The organism is Serratia sp. CY55921 (assembly GCF_052167655.1).
In the GTDB taxonomy this organism is placed as follows: Bacteria; Pseudomonadota; Gammaproteobacteria; order Enterobacterales; family Enterobacteriaceae; genus Serratia; species Serratia ureilytica.
The window spans coordinates 74012-90467 of sequence record NZ_JBJNMU010000010.1; the positions used below are offsets into that span (position 1 = coordinate 74012).

Annotated in this window: 14 protein-coding genes and 1 pseudogene; 12 read left to right on the forward strand and 3 right to left on the reverse strand. The window is 55.5% G+C overall.

From position 1 onward, the window contains the following. The first annotated feature begins 8 nt into the window (after positions 1 to 8). The 11 genes from traW (at position 9) to repA (ending at position 11852) form a co-directional block, all read left to right on the forward strand. A complete protein-coding gene (gene traW, locus ACJ8M3_RS24060) occupies positions 9 to 1220 on the forward strand; it encodes a conjugal transfer protein TraW (RefSeq protein ID WP_370739165.1) in 1212 nt (403 codons plus the stop codon). After that, positions 1210 to 1770, forward strand: coding sequence for a conjugal transfer protein TraX (traX, locus tag ACJ8M3_RS24065; protein ID WP_336844475.1), 561 nt, complete (start codon positions 1210 to 1212; stop codon positions 1768 to 1770). The genes traW and traX overlap by 11 nt, the downstream gene beginning before the upstream one ends. Before the next feature lie 97 nt (positions 1771 to 1867). Next, positions 1868 to 4012: a DotA/TraY family protein gene (locus ACJ8M3_RS24070; RefSeq protein WP_442514774.1), complete on the forward strand. Its 2145-nt coding sequence runs from the start codon at positions 1868 to 1870 to the stop codon at positions 4010 to 4012. 66 nt (positions 4013 to 4078) lie between these two features. Beyond that, a complete protein-coding gene (gene excA / locus ACJ8M3_RS24075; protein WP_094887954.1) occupies positions 4079 to 4717 on the forward strand; it encodes a plasmid IncI1-type surface exclusion protein ExcA in 639 nt (212 codons plus the stop codon). Between the two features lie 91 nt (positions 4718 to 4808). Beyond that, positions 4809 to 6020 (forward strand): secretion/conjugation apparatus DotM-related subunit, encoded by a 1212-nt coding sequence (locus ACJ8M3_RS24080; protein WP_442514775.1) that lies wholly within the window; start codon positions 4809 to 4811, stop codon positions 6018 to 6020. 107 nt (positions 6021 to 6127) lie between these two features. Next, positions 6128 to 7186, forward strand: a complete 1059-nt coding sequence (locus ACJ8M3_RS24085) for a DsbC family protein (protein ID WP_442514776.1) — start codon at positions 6128 to 6130, stop codon at positions 7184 to 7186. Then, positions 7170 to 9389 (forward strand): F-type conjugative transfer protein TrbC, encoded by a 2220-nt coding sequence (trbC, locus tag ACJ8M3_RS24090; RefSeq protein ID WP_435958750.1) that lies wholly within the window; start codon positions 7170 to 7172, stop codon positions 9387 to 9389. Before ACJ8M3_RS24085 ends, trbC begins: the two co-directional genes overlap by 17 nt. Then, positions 9368 to 9715, forward strand: coding sequence for a hypothetical protein (locus tag ACJ8M3_RS24095; protein ID WP_442514777.1), 348 nt, complete (start codon positions 9368 to 9370; stop codon positions 9713 to 9715). The genes trbC and ACJ8M3_RS24095 overlap by 22 nt, the downstream gene beginning before the upstream one ends. Beyond that, the gene (locus ACJ8M3_RS24100) at positions 9715 to 10245 is read left to right on the forward strand and encodes a phospholipase D family nuclease (protein WP_435958749.1); all 531 of its coding nucleotides are present in this window, start codon (positions 9715 to 9717) and stop codon (positions 10243 to 10245) included. The genes ACJ8M3_RS24095 and ACJ8M3_RS24100 overlap by 1 nt, the downstream gene beginning before the upstream one ends. A 189-nt stretch (positions 10246 to 10434) precedes the next feature. Then, positions 10435 to 10686 carry a replication regulatory protein RepA gene (locus ACJ8M3_RS24105; RefSeq protein ID WP_072270501.1) on the forward strand — a complete coding sequence of 84 codons (252 nt, stop codon included), beginning with the start codon at positions 10435 to 10437 and terminating at the stop codon, positions 10684 to 10686. A 281-nt stretch (positions 10687 to 10967) separates the two neighbouring features. Next, a complete protein-coding gene (gene repA, locus ACJ8M3_RS24110; protein WP_256979950.1) occupies positions 10968 to 11852 on the forward strand; it encodes a plasmid replication initiator RepA in 885 nt (294 codons plus the stop codon). Positions 11853 to 12621: 769 nt separating this feature from the next. Here the strand turns inward: repA and umuC are convergent. Genes umuC through recA form a run of 3 tightly spaced genes read right to left on the reverse strand, consistent with a single transcriptional unit; the run spans position 12622 to position 15439 of the window. Continuing rightward, complete coding sequence (gene umuC, locus ACJ8M3_RS24115; RefSeq protein ID WP_442514778.1) at positions 12622 to 13896, reverse strand: translesion error-prone DNA polymerase V subunit UmuC; 1275 nt, start codon at positions 13894 to 13896, stop codon at positions 12622 to 12624. A gap of 53 nt (positions 13897 to 13949) precedes the next feature. After that, positions 13950 to 14330 (reverse strand): translesion error-prone DNA polymerase V autoproteolytic subunit, encoded by a 381-nt coding sequence (gene umuD, locus ACJ8M3_RS24120; RefSeq protein WP_052475507.1) that lies wholly within the window; start codon positions 14328 to 14330, stop codon positions 13950 to 13952. Then, positions 14330 to 15439 carry a recombinase RecA gene (gene recA / locus ACJ8M3_RS24125; protein WP_442514779.1) on the reverse strand — a complete coding sequence of 370 codons (1110 nt, stop codon included), beginning with the start codon at positions 15437 to 15439 and terminating at the stop codon, positions 14330 to 14332. The genes umuD and recA overlap by 1 nt, the downstream gene beginning before the upstream one ends. A 493-nt stretch (positions 15440 to 15932) precedes the next feature. On the opposite strand from recA, the pseudogene ACJ8M3_RS24130 reads away from it, so the two are divergent. After that, positions 15933 to 16456 (forward strand): annotated as a pseudogene (locus tag ACJ8M3_RS24130) (hypothetical protein); the annotation flags it as partial.

Sequence of the window (16456 nt, forward strand, 5' to 3'; positions counted from 1 at the left end):
CGAGAAAAATCATGAAATACTCAGCGACAGTGGTCGCGCTGGCGGTCAGTCTCGGACTGAGCCAGCCCGCGGCCGCGTATACCGTTTATGTGTCCGGCAGTGCGCCGATTGAAATGCAGGTGATGCCGGCAATGGGCACTATCAATGCCACGCTGGCGGAGATCCTCACAACGGAAACCCAGATAGGTACCGCTATCGTACAGGCCAGTGATAAGCAAGTCTCGGCGGTGACTGAAGCGGCACGCGCGCAGCGAGAGGCCGATATCTTTGGCCGTCAGACAGAGCGCCTGGAGCGCGCTCGTGACAGCTTTACGGTAACGGACAGTATCTGCAGCGAGTCGGCTTCCGGTATGGCTACGCAGGTCAGCAAGCAGACACGCTCCAGCGCATCAAGGCTGTCCGGCGGCGGCGGGGTTAGCAGCGCCATGGTTCGCAAGAGTGTGGCATCTCTTCCTGTGGCTCCCCGTCAAGGTGGTTATCGCAGTGCGGCTGTGCATGCGGCGTACTGTACGGCAGAAGAAGCGGCAACCTACGGGGGAACGGATCTTTGCCCACAGGTCTCCCCGTTGCCCGGCGGCGATATTGAGTTGCGTTCCCTGATGGATGGTGCGGGCGCTGTCGGTAAAGCACCTGATCTGACCTTCAATCAGGAACAAGTCGATGCGGCGATGGCTTACATGAAAAACTCGTCCCGTCATGATGCCGGACGCACGCCGGGGAAGGGGGATATTCAATCGGCCACCGGCCGTGAGTATCAGGGGTTGCTGACGCAATATAAGTCAATACAGAGTGCGGCCTCGCAGCCCCAGCTGGACTTAATTGCAGCCAGCCAGCCTAACCCCGCTACCCGTGAGGCATTGGGGGAGTCGTTACAAAGCCCGTCGGCCAGCCAGTATTTTTCGGCGACGGCGAGTCCGGAGGCACAGAAGTCCGGGGTGATGAGCGAACGGGAATATGAGGCGTTCGAGGTTGGCCGGCGATACGCCAATACCGCTTATGAAACTGACTTGCAGGCAATGAGTGGCGATAACCTGACGCGGGAGCTGGTACGTGTCCAGAGCCTGGGCAACTGGCTACAGCTGGGCATTAAAAACGAGTTGCGAAAAGCGAACGTGATTGCGGGACAGCAGCTGGCCATGGCGGCCAAAGCGCAATATGCGCCGCAGCTGCAGCAGTTGTCTAATCAGATGAGCGCAGGAGTAACCGCGAATGCAAACTGAGCATGGTAAGCAGAAGCCTGCCGCCTCTTCGTGGCGGCGTGTAGGAAAAGTGGGGGTGGCATTGGTTAACCCCCTCTCTGATCTTGGGGTGATTTACCGCAGCGGCGTCCGGCCGATATTGAATAATCTGGCGAGAGCACGGGCGATGATTCGTGCTCGTCAGCAGGTTAAACGTGAACCATTGACCTGGGCGCAAGCGGTGGCGGCTGCTGGGGTTCCGATTGAGCAGCTTCGCACCAACTATGTCCGTATCCGGGCATTTTGGTGGTTCCTGATGCTGGTTTGCGGCGGGCTTTCTTTGATTTTGTCGCTGATGCTTTTGGCGAGCTTCACCACTTTGCCCGGCGCCATCTTGCTGAGAGCGACGATCGCGGCATTGATCTTGGTGCTGTTAGGGGCGGCGGGCTACGTCAAGGCGCTGATCGCAACGTATCGTCTGTGGCAACTCACTACCCGGCGTGTCAGCGCAGAGGAAAAGGGCACGTTCGAGGATTTTCGGTCGGAAAACCGCTGTTGCCGGCAAACGATGTCATTGGGATGTTGGCGCTGATAACGGGAGTACATCGCCGTTATCTCCTTTGACGCCTCATTTCCTTCCCTGCCTTCTACCCAGCGATCCGCCGGGGCCATAACATACGGACAACACGATGAAATTTCTCAAAAGGCTGTGGCCAGCAGGCTTGCTGCTGCTCTTTTCCTGGCCGGCGTTCGCCGATGGCGTGAATTATCAGACCATCGCTGATGCTGCACAGAAAACCAATGACTTATCGCGCCAGGCGCTGGTCATGATCTTTGGGGATGTAGTGCTACATCCCTTTAACCCCGGGCAACAAACGTTGATTGGCTCTCTGTTTGCCATTATCAACGGTGTACTTTGTGCCATAGCCCTGTTTTGGTTTTTGACCGTGACGATGAAAACCGTCGTCAAAGCTGGCCATGAGGGGCGTGTTTTTAATGGCGCCCGCTCGATGTTGTATCCGATCATGACTTTTGCGGGATTTATCACTTTGGTGCCTACCGGTTCAGGGTGGTCGATTTCGCAGTTGGTGATGCTGTGGGCTGCGTCGGTGATGGGTGTCGGGAGCGCCAATCTGCTAACCGATAAAGCGGCGGATATGATGGCCAGCGGATATTCCATGGTTACGCAGCCGACTGCGCCGGCGACACGTTCAGCTGCACGGGCCATTTTTGAAATGAACCTGTGCAAATATGCCATCAACCGCGAACTGCAGGCGCTTTATGCGTCAGGGGAAGCGAATACGCCGCTGATGAGCACGAAAGGAGGCAACGGTGAGTATGTGACCGGTAATGGCAGCGCCATTTGTGGGTCGGCGAAAACACCTAACTCTGCCCGTAGCGGCGTCTGGAATGTGTTATTTGATAGCAAGGTCGATACCGACAATGTGGTGGCGTCACAAAAGCAGGCGCTGGACAGGATGCAGGCGTCACTGGATCGGGCGGCAATGGACTTCGTCGATACCTATTTGAGTAAGCGTGATCAAGACAGTGGCAGTTTTCAGGATGTGGAAACTGATATCCAGAATGCGGCGGCTGACTATGAAGATACGGTCAATAAAGCGCTGAACCAAATCAACTATAAGGATTCACTGCAGAGCCAGCTGGTCAATCAGATCAAGAGTTATGGCTGGGTTGCTCTGGGGGCCTGGTATCACACCTTCGCGACAGCTAACAGTAAAACCAATGATGTGGCCAACGCCACCCCAATCACCAGTGGCATGAGTGGTGTGGGCGAGCACGGTACAGGAGATTTGTACAATCAGGTGTTTACGGCCTATCGCGCGCAGGTGCAGAACAGTACCTATACACCACCCCTGGGAACACAAACGGAGAGTGAGATTAGTGCAGCCGGTGCAGCTCAAGATCCGAACTCAGTATTCGTTGGAATTTTAAAAAGCCCAATCCAAAAACTCACAACCCTTATAGCTACAAAAAACTTGGGTACTGACGCCGATTTCAACGGTCAAGTAAACCCATTAATTAAAATGCAGGAGATCGGTGATTATACCTTAGGCACTACTGAAACCCTGATGGCTGCTTATGCCGGTACTTGGGCGATTGCATCAGCGGCCAGTAACTCACCTGTAGGGTGGGCAAGTAAAATTTTTGCGGTTGATGCCGGCGCAGTGGTTAAGGATGTTATGGGTGCGATGGCGCCAATGTTCTATTTCTTTATGTTTGCGCTTTTGGCTATTGGATTCTCATTAGCCATATTCTTACCGGCAGTACCTTTTATTTTCTGGATGACTGGCTTCTTTAACTGGGTTGTCAGTGTGTTGATTGGGTGTGGAGCCGGACCAATGTGGTCAGCGACGCATTTGGGCGCCGAGGAGGATAAGGGAAGTCGTAGTGCCTATGGCTATATATTTTTAATCGACATGATGTTACGGCCTTCTCTTATGGTGCTGGGGTTCTTTTTCGCTTCAGTGTCAGCAATAGCCGGTGGCACGGTGCTCAATCTGTTGTTTGCTTCAGCACTGGCTAATGCCAATGCGGACTCGATTATGGGATTGGTTAAAATGGCTGGTTGGTTGATGATATATGCACGCATTTCAACCTTTGGAGTTACACGGCTATTCAGTTTAGAGGCATCTCTACCGGATTATGTGATCTCATTCCTTGGTGGTCGTGAAGGGAATAATGTTATGGGCGGATTGGTCGATAATATGAAAAATATGTTCGGGGCGGCCGGGACTGGATCTCAACGAATTCCTGGTGTCCGTAATATGCCGAATAGGACCGGAAAAGGTAATGGGGCTGATGGAATTCAGTAGAAAATACCCTGACAAATGTACAGTTGTTGGGTATAATGTCATCAACGGCTGTTGGAGGATAAAACTATGGTGCAGCGACTGAAAACTACACGCGAAGGATGGGCTTGGGTTTTTAAAATCCTTTATATGGTATTAGCGTTACCCTGCCTTCTATTTTTAGCTTTGGCGTCACTGCTGACGTTAAGCGATGTTCTAAAAAGCGGTGATCTTTACCAGCTATTTTTCTACGGTTTGATCTGGGCCGCGATACTCATCCCTGTCGCTATTTTCACTAAGCAGGTCATAAGTAAACGTCGTATTCTAAAAGTCATCACGAACGATGTTAAAGACCCTGAGTATTTTATGCCTGAACAGGGCTATGAGATGTACCATGAAGGTGATGGTAAGTACCTGGGCATTGATATCAAACGTGGCACCATCCTTTATGTGCATCGTATCCGCAAAGGTGAAGTCGACGTGGTTGGGTTGGATATGAAAGACTGGACCAATCGGGAAGTGGAAGGAAAAATGTTCCGCCTTTACACCAAGCTTCCGGAATTGCCCCGTATTGAAATTGCAACCCCTTGGGCTCAACGCTGGTTTGATACGCTGGGTTCTATGGAGTTCAAGCAATATCAGCCGGCGATGCCGTTCTCTGAGTATGTTGATATTCACCGTGAGCAGCTGGAGCGTGAAAACCATATCGCGATCCCCCGCCTGGCCTGACACCTAACTTTCTCCTCTGGCTACCTTACCAGGTGGCAAACACCCTCAACACCGGCTTATAGCCGGTGTTCTTTTTTGCGAGTCATTCCTTATGTATAACCGCCCATCGCAAAGTGCATGGGATGGCGATCAAGGGCAAATGTTCCTGGCCTTCTGTGCTGCCGTTCTGTTGTGCTGGCTCTTTTTTGATTCGTTTGTCTACGGGAGTTGCTGGGTACTGTACTGGCTCTGGACAGCGGTGGATGTTCCCCGTATCCATTTTTGGGTCGGTGAAAAAATCAACCTGCTGGCCGATACGGCCAATCATGCCGTCGACGTCACCTTTGATGAGTGGTTGACAGTGATGAATGCCACTTCAGGTATCTTCATGTTGTTTCTGGTGCCGATCGTCGTGGCCAGTGGTATCGCGCTGGCGCAGCACCCTGTACTGGCATTTCGCAGCAAACGCCCCATCAATATTCATACGTTGCCGCAATTGGCCAGCAACTTTGCCCCTTCCGTGACGCCCGTGCTGGCTATGGCCTCCGGCCCGGATGGTTTGATGAATGATCCCGCCCCGGCTAACGTTTGGGCGCTAAGGCCCGAAGACTTCACCGCGCAACTTCAACTTGTTCACCGCAAGACGCTCGATAGGGCTGCAGCCGCGGCGGTGTTCACCGCGCAGCTGGGTAAACCATTGTGTGATGTGACAAATTGGCATCCTTACGAGCGCGCTTTGCTGGCTGTATTTGGTCTGCAGGTATTCCTGAACGATCGTGCGGCGGCGTCACAACTACTGGATGATCTTAATCGTTCCTGTGTAGTGAAGCGATTTTTAAGGCGTAGGCGGGTTTCTCCAGTGCCGTTGTTCCAGTTGGCCAATGCAGCGTTTGAACGAGTGATTCAGGCCCCCGGTGTCAACGAGTGGCTGGCGGGGCACGGATATGTGCGCAGTGCACTCGTTGGGTTATATGCCCGTGACCTGCGATTGCCCCCGGCGCGTTTTCGCTGGCTTAAGGGAATTGACCGTACATTGTGGTATGGGCTTCATTCGGCAGACACCGCTAAGGTTTTTGTTGAAGGTGCCGGTATTGCTGCTCAGGCTCGCGCTGAGGTTCGTGCCAGTAAGCTGCGATTGCCCCGTCCGGGCATTATGGTTGAACAAGCCGTTGAAGGGCTACAGGCCGATCTGGAAAGTCTGGGCCTGGTCTACCCGTATATACCGGCAGTGGTTCGTCGGCGTCAGGCGAAAGAACAGTCAGTGATGTCAGCTGTTTATGCCATTACCGACCCGCCGGACAGCGAGGCGGCAGCGGCTCCCTAGCGTCACCCCTCTGATTTATCCGAACACCCCCACCGAATTAACCCCATTAGCACGCCAGGCCAATCAGGCTCTGGTGTCGACCTTTATTCGAATTAAAAGGATATTCCATGCGTGCAAAATCAGGCTATGCGCCTTTCTCCGTATACATCCGCGGTGATCTGTTAGTCGTTCAACGTACTGGGGAGAGCGGTAGTGTCCGTACTTTATGTACTGTCGACCTGCGCCGCCAGCCGACTTTTTTCCTGTCTGACGCCGGGGTGATGTGCTGCGACAAATTGGGAAATGTCTTCACAGTTGAGTCCAACGCTAATGGTAGTAACGATCAGTTGCTTGCGGCGTTGTCCGGGGCACAACTGCACCGGGCAGAAAAATGGGGCTCCCGATGGGGTACCCGGTTGACGATGGCTGGTGTGTTGCTGTTTATCGGACTGATGCTGGGTATTTCTCTCGTGCACTCCAGCAAGGTGGGACCGTTGGAACTGGAGCCTGGGCCCGAGGTTAGCCTGGCTCCCGCTCCACAGGTTGTGCCACCGACGCTTCCGCCTCATGAGACTAAAGCTGAACGCCCTGAAGTGCCTGTTCCTGTCCAGCAAACGCAGGCTCCCGCGCCAGAAGATGGCTGGGCGCTGCCCGCGTCTGTCCGGTCAACCCTGCCGCAGAAGCTGCAAAGTGCTGCCGACCGCCAATTGTTCACCGTGAACTATTCCTCTGGCCACGATCGCACTTTGTATGTATTTGCCGATCCCAACTGCCCGAATTGCCGGCATCTGGAGCCGGCTTTAGTGGCGGCGGCTCAAATGGCTAACGTGGTCGTCTTCCCGGTGGCTGTGATTGGGCGAGAAAAATCCATTGCCGCCATTACCCCGGTGTTGTGCTTGCCGCCGGCGCAGCGGCCGGCGGCCTGGCAGGCTCTATTTACTGTTGATACCGATGGACTTCAGCTGGGTAAAGCGGCTGCGGTCGATAAGAAAGCCGACAGCGCCTGTTATGTGGCCGAAAAAGCGCTGGGCGTCAACGAGGTGGCTTATCAGGCCTATCGCATTCCGGGCACCCCCTGGGTGATTGCTGATGATGGCCGTTATGTCCCTCAGGCTGTTCTGCGTGATCCTGTCCAACTGAGCCAGTTCCTGAACGAGAAGGAGACGGCGGATGCAACAACCCACTGACTACGGCATAGCGCGCAATCGCGTTAATCGCCGTATTTATCACTCTGCCCTGGGAGACTGGATGTTGTCCCCAGGAGGGCTGGCGCTGGGGATGGTGGGCGCCGTTATCGTCGGTGTGGTATGGCCGGTCACCTTGTGGTTAACACTGCCTGTCTTGATGTTCTGGGCGCCGTCGATGTTGATGGAGCCCTGGCAGATGCCGATGCGCATGCCAAGCGATATGGACCGGCTCGACCCTTCTACGCAGCGTCAGGTTCCGGGCAAGATGTGGGGCTTTTTGCCCGTGACGGTCATGCGTATTGTCATGGGCAAAGCGGCCGGCATCCTCTATCTGGGATACCTGCGTGGCCGGGATGCGGGGCGTGAGTTGTGGTTGTCAATGGACGACATGACGCGGCACATCCTGATGTTTGGTACCACCGGTGCCGGTAAGACGGAAACGTTGCTGGGTTATGTGCTCAACCAATTCGGTCTGGGCAAGGGGCTGATTTATTCCGACGCAAAGGCACAGAACGACGTGGCGTTGGCCATTGCGTCCATGGCCCGGCGTTTTGGCCGTGAAGACGACCTGCGGATGATGAACTTTATCACCGGCGGCCGTTCCCGTGCTCAGGAACTGCTGGAAGATGTCAAAAACCGCCCGCAAACCAATACGGTCAATGCCTTCGGCATCGCCGAAGAAACCTACATCATCAACCTGATGGACTCGATGTTACCACCGGCCGGCAACGACGGTGGCTGGCAGGAAAAGGCGCGGGCGATGATACAGGCGCTGGTGTTTGCCCTGGTGTACAAATGCCGGCGAGAAGGGACGGTGATGTCGCAGCGTACCATTCAGGCCCATCTTCCTTTGCGCAGTATTGCGCGGCTCTATATCCAGTCTGTGGAGGAACAGTGGCATGATGAGGCGCGATTACCACTGGAGAACTATCTCGGCACGTTGGCGGGGTTTGATCTGGCCACGGTGGACTCACCGTCAGAATGGGCGCCGGAGGCGCTGAACCAGCATGGTTATCTCATTCAGCAGTTCACCCGCATGTTGGCGCTGTTCAACGACACCTACGGTCATGTGTTTGCGCGCGATGCAGGTGATATCGACCTGAGAGACGTTGTTCACAACGATCGCATCCTCGTCATTCTCATCCCCGCACTGGAAATTTCTGCGACCGAGGCGGCGGCGCTTGGGCGACTGTATGTGTCTCAGCTGGCAATGATCCTGAGCCAGGATCTTGGAGAAAAGCTGGAGGGGCGGCCGGAAGACATCATGGTTGTACGCAAGTACAAGGACAAGTTTCCGTTTCTGTGGATAGCCGATGAGGTGGGGGCCTGTTACACCGAGAAATTGGGTGAATTGGCCACTCAGGTTCGATCGTTGGGGTATTGTCTGCTGCTGGCCGGGCAAGAAGCACAGCGACTTAAATCAGCTGCCGGTGACCGCGTGTGGACGCTGATTGCGAATATGGGCACGCGTATTACCGGCAAAATCATGGACCCGAAAGACACCCTTGAAATCCTGCAGCTGATGGCCGGCACTGAATATCTACCGGAAATGAGTCAGATGGTGCGCCAGAACGGTGTTCTTGGCAGCCGATGGGATGAAGACGACAGGCTGCAACTGCGTGAGCAAAAGAAAGTCAGCGTGGAAGAAGTACAGCAGCTGCAGGAGGGCGAGAATATCACCCTGTTTCGGGGGGAGGTTATCCGTGGCTCGTCACTTTATATCGCAGATGCCGACAAGTTTACCAAAGAAGCGATACAGATTAACCGTTTCATTGAGGTTTCTCCGCCATCTCTCGATGCGTTGCTGGCGCAGGCGCCGGCCACTATTCGCCGCAGCTATCCACGTGCCGACCGGATACAGCAAATCGTTCGCCGGCTGGACGCGCCACCTGCACGTTCAGACCTGGAGAACCTGCAGCTGACCGACCCCGCGCTGGTCGCCCTCAATGATCTGGAAGACGAATGGCTGCATATCTGGCGCCGACGCCCGACGGCGGCGGTTAGCACCAGCCTGTTATGGGAAACAGCGCTGGCGCATCTGCCGGCGCGGGGATGTGGTTACCAGGTGCAGGCGAGGACGCCGATCGCGTTAGGCGTCGGACAACCTCGTCTGATGGCCTATCAAATGCAACATATTCCGGTTGAGAAACCGGCCGACAACACTTCAAAAGAGAATGCAAAATGGCAACGAAAATCACAGTAAACGGCAAGACGATTGTCGTCGATGGTAATCATATCCGTGTCAGTGGTAACCAGGTGATTGCAGATGGCCAAACGGTGTCGCTGGGTGATGGAAAGGTCGTGGCGGTCGCCATTACGATCGTTGGTGATGTTCAAGTTCTTGATTCCGAAGAGGCTGATGTGACAGTGCAGGGGAATGTTGGCACCGTTCGAAGCACTAACGGTAATGTCAGGGCGGGTAATGTGACTGGCAACATCGAGACGCGAAATGGCAACGTCACCTGTGGCCATGTCCAGGGCGATGTCAGCTCGAGGAACGCGAATGTGTTATACGGGGGCGCAAAATAATGCGGATCTCACTAAAAGCCTGGTGTCTGGCCGCGACATTGGCGGTCGTTCCGGGCGCTATAGCGGCCCCCTCGGTGCAGGTCGGGTTCTCACCGGAAGGCAGCGCTCTGCAGCTGGTATTGAGTACGCTTAATGAGGCCCGGAGCAGTATCCGGTTAATGGGGTATTCGTTTACCTCACCCGAAGTGGTGAAGGCTCTGACGACCGCCAAGCATCGGGGCGTCGATGTGAAAGTGGTGCTCGATGCGAAGGGAAATCAGAACAAAGCCAGCCAGGCGGCGATGAACGTGCTGGTCAATGCCGGTATCCCGGTTCGTACCGTCGATAATTTCAAGATAATGCACGACAAGCTGATCATCACTGACCAGGTGAATGTCGAGACCGGGTCATTTAACTTTAGCCGTGCAGCGGCGCGGTACAACTCAGAAAATGCGCTGGTGCTACGTGATATGCCTGGCGTGGCACAAACCTACCTGACGCACTGGCAATCGCGCTGGGATATTGGAAAGGATTGGCGTTCGTCGTATTAAGAACACTTTCATTCCTTCCCGCAACACTATGACAGCCTGATCCTCTGGGCTCAGGCTGTCGGCTTTTTCTGCATTTTTATCTGTCATCCCGCGCCAACGGGACTGAAAAATGCTTTTTATGCTGCTAAGTTACGGATTCTGTAGTACGCTTTGCCAAACGATCCTTTTCAGATCCTTGGGGAGGCAGAAATGTCACAGGCCGTAAACGCAGTTACTTCCTCATCGAAACGTCCTTACAGAAAGGGGCATCCACTCAGTGACGCTGATAAACAGCGTGCTTCAGTGGCGAGAAAAAGAGCTACTCACAAAGAGGTTAAAGTTTTTCTGGAACCTCAGCTTAAAGAATTGCTGATGAATATGTGCCAAGATGACGGCTTAACACAAGCTGAAGTATTGGCTCGATTGATTGAGCGTGAAGCGCAGGCCAGAAATATAGCATGATGGGCTTACTTTCTTGATCCTTTAACCTGTGAGTGCTAAATTGCTGTGCGAGTAAGAATTTTTTGGTTGGCCACGCCGTAAGGTGGTTGGAAATGGGTTCCGAGGTAGTTTGAGCTGAATCCAGAAAAGCAAAAACCCCGATAATCTTCTCAATTCTTGGCGGGATCGAAAGATTAACGGGGCTCACTTAAAACTGTATAGAAGCGTTGCTCTATGCAGGGAGTATAGTTTTATGCCTTTTAAAGGTCAACTCCTCCTGTGCAACTTAAGCGCAGGGAGTGGTGGATAACCGCTCAATCATCGAACAAGCGACATCAGTCAGTTCTCGGGGCTGTTACGTCAGCAATCCTTTTCCCTCTTACCAACCTCCCAAGGCTGGGGCGAACAAACCTGCCCTGATCCGGGCGCTGGTAACTGCTGCCCGTGAAAATCAACCGGCCAGGCATGAAGCCTGGTACACCACACCGCGCGTCCAGCAGAAAACCGGACTGACGCGGCCGGTATTTAAACGTATGAATGAACACCGGGCCAGAGCGATCAACGCGCTGATGGTGGCGATGTGCGACCGCTTGAACATTGTGACCGGCAAAGTTGAAGCCAGTGTTGAGCAACTTTCCGACTGGTGTGGGTTATCTACCGGTAGTGGTGACAAGAAAAGTATCTCCCGTGCCAGCCGGGCGATCACTACTCTGGAAGAGTTGGGTGCCCTCGCTTGCGAACGTGCCTGGGATGAGGCCAGTCGTTCCCACATCCCTAAAATCATCTGGGTAACCGAACTGTTCTTTGTCCTGATCGGCTATGAGCTGGGTAAGTATCAAGCGGCGCAAAACCAGCAGCTGGCGTGGATGAATCAGGGATTGCTCAAGCAGGGCGAAGCCCCTATCACCCTGTCAGAGGCCCGCCGGCGTGCCAAAGAGCAGCATATAAAACGGGCCTTTGAACACCGGGCGCGTCACCGTTCTTTCAAACAACAGCGTCGGCAGGCTCAGAAACTGCTACAGATGGAACGCCAGCAAGCGCGTACTGAAATCCTTAACGGTTTGATAAAGATGTACAGCAAGGATGAGCTGGAGGCCATGGGCCATCTTGAGCTAAAACGTCAAGTAGACCAGCGTTACCATGCCTTGCGTAAGCTGGCCTCGTCAGCCCCGCCAGACACACCATAACCCTTCTCTTTTGCCCGGCTTTCCGCCTTCCTTCAATTGATGCGCTTGATTGCGTAGGTCTCGGCACGTCTGCAGTTCCTGAACTGACCCTTTAGTCCTATTTTCCTGTGAGATAGCCCACCAATGCGGTGGCGTATAAAAGGATCTGGCCAGCCGTTGCGCGTTTTCCACATATAGATGCAAATACTCGATGATGATGAATGCCTGCTAAGAATTACATGCAAAGTAACTGTAACTTCATTTAGACCTAAAAAGACCTTACAAGAGCTTTGCTCTGTGGATAATGCCTTCGCTCACAGCGGGTAAACCCGCGCCGCTCAGAAACGGCGCAAGCGCCTTAAAAGTAGCTCCCGCCAAAGGCGGGCAGAAGTCACCAGGCAAACTCACACATTTTCTCACAACTCGAGCACCGCAAAGCCGCCCCGCCACGGGCCAAAGGCCCGGAACAGAGTGGCTTTAAGATAAATGCTGTAACTAACCATTCAATCGCTGCCAGAAATATCGCTGAAGCATCGATTAACACGCTCGTAAGCGGCCCTCACGGCCCGCTAACGCGGAGATACGCCACAGCTACGGCTACGCCTTGCTGTGACCACTCCGACCGCGTAATGAAAGATATACAACGCTTTCAGTGGATTTGGCTTTTCAGGGCGAGGGGCTGGATAGGTGAAATCTATCAAAGCAGGGCGGCTATGCCGCGCTACCGGCGACCCTAACCTTAGGGTGTTCTCTTACAGGGCAGTTGTCGCCTGCATGCGCTGACGCGCATTCACTTCAGACGCACAACTGGGACATCCTGCAGCCGTGTAGTCCAGGCCGGCGACAGCCGCTGCCGTTTCATCTTCCAGCCGTCGGCCCGATCGGGAATACCCTGCCCGGCAAACCACACCGGCGCCCGACCATCCTGATTGAGGCTGTCGAGCAGCTGCATCAGCCGATCGCTGTTTTTGCGCGGCGGCGCGTCGTCAAACAGGCCGAACTGTGCCACGCGTTCGCTGGTGAAATCGCCCAGCATCACGCCGCAGCGATGATAACGGTGGCCGGCGATGAAGATCCGTTCCAGCGCCCGCCGGGCGGCCTGAATGATGTCACGGCTGTCCTGGGTGGGCGTTGCCAGTCGGGTGGTCGCCTGATTGCCGTAATAGGTCTCGCCGGCGGCGAACGGACTGGTGGCCACGAACACCGAGATGTGTCGGCAGAACTGCCGCTCGCCACGCAGTTTTTGTACCGCGCGCTCGGCATGTGCGCAGATCGCCTGGCTGACGCTGTCCAGCTCGGTGGGCTTGTCGCCGAACGAGCGGGAGCAGACGATTTGCTCCTTCGGCGCCGCAAATTCCTCCAGGCCCAGGCAGGCGATGCCGTTCAGCTCGCGCACCGTGCGCTCGAGCACCACCGAGAACTGACGGCGCGCCGCGGCCGCCGGCATGTCGGCCAGCTGCAGCGCAGTGGTTATGCCCATCGTTGCCAGCCGGCGGGCAATCCGCCGGCCAACGCCCCACACTTCCTCTACCGGCACGTGCGCCATCAGGCGTCGCTGGCGCACCGACGCTCTCAGGTCGACCACGCCGCCAGTCTTGTGCCAGGTCTTGGCGGCATAGTTGGCCAGTTTGGCCAGTGTCTTGGTCGGGGCGATCCCGACGCCGACCGTCAGGTGAGTACGGCGCCGCACCTCTTCCCGCAGCCGGCGACCGAGCGATTCAAGCTGCGCGGCCGGGATACCGGTCAGATCGCAGAAAGCCTCATCGATGGAGTAGACCTCCAGTCGCGGCGTTAGCTGGCCAAGGATGGCCATCACCCGATGCGACATGTCGGCGTAGTAGGCATAATTCGACGAAAACGCCACCACGCCCTGCCGCTCGGCGTCCCGGGCGATTTTGAACCAGGGCTCCCCCATCTTGATGCCGCAGGCTTTCGCCTCGCGGCTGCGCGCGACGACACAGCCGTCATTATTAGACAGCACCACCACCGGCCGCCCGCGCAGGTCGGGGCGAAAGACGGTTTCGCAGGAGGCGTAGAAACTGTTGACGTCAACCAGGGCAAACATGGCGGGGTTCTCCGGGCTTTGCGGAACGGGCAGATGGCGATAACCGGGCCGGGTTACAGCGTGTGAATGGCGTGGCGCACCACGCCGAAGATCACGGTCTCGATGTCGTCGCCGAGCGGAATGGGCGCAAAGGCCGGATTGGCCGGCAACAGCATCGGCCGGGGCAGCAGCTGCAGGCGCTTGCAGGTGAACTCGCCGTCGACGGTGGCGATGACGATGTCGCCGTGCTGCGCCCGGTAGAAACATTCCACGACCAGCAGGTCGCCGTCGAGGATACCGGCGTCCTGCATCGACTGCCCCTCGGCGCGCACCAGGTAGGTGCTCTCCGGGTGGCGGATGCAGATGTCGTCCAGCGACAGGCGCTGCTCGAGGTAGTCCTGCGCCGGCGACGGAAACCCGCAGGGCACGCCGGCGTCATAGAGGCGTACCGGCATCACACGGCCTCCGGCGTGCTCTGCCAGGCATCGTCATCCGGGGGCGTGTCCGCGTCGGCTGAATCCGCGGCCGGCAGCGCCGCCTGCAGGTAATGCGTGCGCAACTGCGCGGTCAATGTGGCCACCAGGTCGGGACGGTCACGCAGCCAGCCGGCGGCCTTCTCGCGCCCCTGCCCGATTTTCTCCCCCTGATACTCATACCAGGCGCCGGTCTTGAGGATATATTTGGCGTCGACGGCCAGATCCAGCACTTCGCCCTCGCGGAAGATGCCGACGCCGAACAGCAGCCGGAACTGCGCCTGGCGGAACGGCGGCGAGACCTTGTTCTTGACCACTTTCACCTTGGTATCCCGCCCGATGATGCTCTCCCCTTCCTTGACGTTGCCGGTGCCGCGCACGTCGAGACGCACCGAGGCATAGAACTTGAGGGCGTTGCCGCCGGCCGTGGTTTCGGGGTTGCCGAACATCACGCCGATCTTCATGCGCAGCTGGTTGATGAAGATCACTACCGTGCGGGTGGTGTTGATGCTGCCCTTCAGCTTGCGCATTGCCTGGCTCATCATGCGAGCCTGCAGCCCCATCTGGGCGTCGCCGATCTCCCCTTCCAGTTCGTTTTTCGGCACCAGGGCGGCGACGGAATCGACCACCACCACCCCGACGGCACCGGAGCGCACTAGGGCGTCACAGATTTCCAGCGCCTGCTCACCGGTGTCGGGCTGGGAGATGAGGAGTTCACCGATATCGACGCCCAGCTGCTGCGCATAACGCGGATCGAGCGCGTGCTCGGCATCGATAAAGGCGCACTGCAGCCCGGCGCGCTGGGCACAGGCAATGACCGACAGGGCGACGGTGGTCTTGCCGGACGACTCGGGGCCGTAAATTTCGGTGATACGGCCGACTGGCAGGCCGCCGCCGAGTGCGATGTCGAGGCCGAGCGAGCCGGTCGGGATACGTTCGACAGCCATGCCATGGTTGTCGCCCAGGCGCATGATGGCGCCCTTGCCAAACGCCTTCTCGATGGCGGTAATGGCGCTTTGCAGCGCTTTGGCGCGACTTTCCTGTGTGCCGGCCGAGTCCTGCGGAGTGCGGGTGCGTGATACGTTGCTCATCTTGTGTTCTCCTCTGGTCGGAAACCGAATGCGTTATTATAATTATACTGTATGTATAAACAGTATAATATAAATCTGAGGTGAAATGACAAGCGATAGGGCGCGACTTTCAGCTATAGAGGAACAACTCGCTCATTTTGAAGTGGATTTTTTTCTGTCTCTGGGGTTTGAGGGCCAATGGAACGAAAACGTACGTTAAGGAGATAATTCATTGTTTAAGTTTAAATTTAATGCTCTCTAATCTCCTTTCAGAATATCCCCAGCGAGTATGACAGGTTGCAGAAACTGGAGTGGGAACGGACGCGCAGCCGGGATTAACCCACCTTTGTCACTGTGACAGCCGTTGCAGGCGGCTGCTTTTTTGTGTCATGTTTGGCACAGACGAGAATGATTATCATTTGATTGACGGGCTTGAGAGGAGGGTTTAGCATCAAACACTATATATAAATACAGTGTTTGTGTGCAAAATGACAGATATCAAAAAGGAGATTTTATGGAGCATAAATGGGAAGTTAAATACGATCCGTATAATTATAATAACGGGGTGCCACCTGAACCCGGATTATATTGGCAAAACGGATCTTGGAATTGGGAAAATGGAGAGGAAACCCTGACGGTCACTGCAATTCCGATCCCCGGATTGGATGAAAAAGTCAAAGAATGTCTGGCCAATAATATTTGTTTTATCTGCGGAAAGAAAAATTGCCCATATATAAAAAACGACAAGCATTATCGTGAATTGCTGGATGCCTGTCGTCGAGGCGATGGTGCGAACGCAAAAAGAATATACATGCAGCGGTTTGCGCAATTTCTCCATGTATTCAGCGGGCAACGTAACGAAGGGTTGCAACGGGAACTAGACGCGCAGGCAAGAGCGAAAGCCGAAGCCGAAGCACGCAAGGCCGAGGAAGCCCGTAAGGCGGAGGAAGCCCGTAAGGCCGAGGAAGCCCGCAAGGCCGAGGAAGCCCGTAAGGCCGAGGAAGCCCGTAAGGCGGAGGAAGCCCGTAAGGCCGAGGA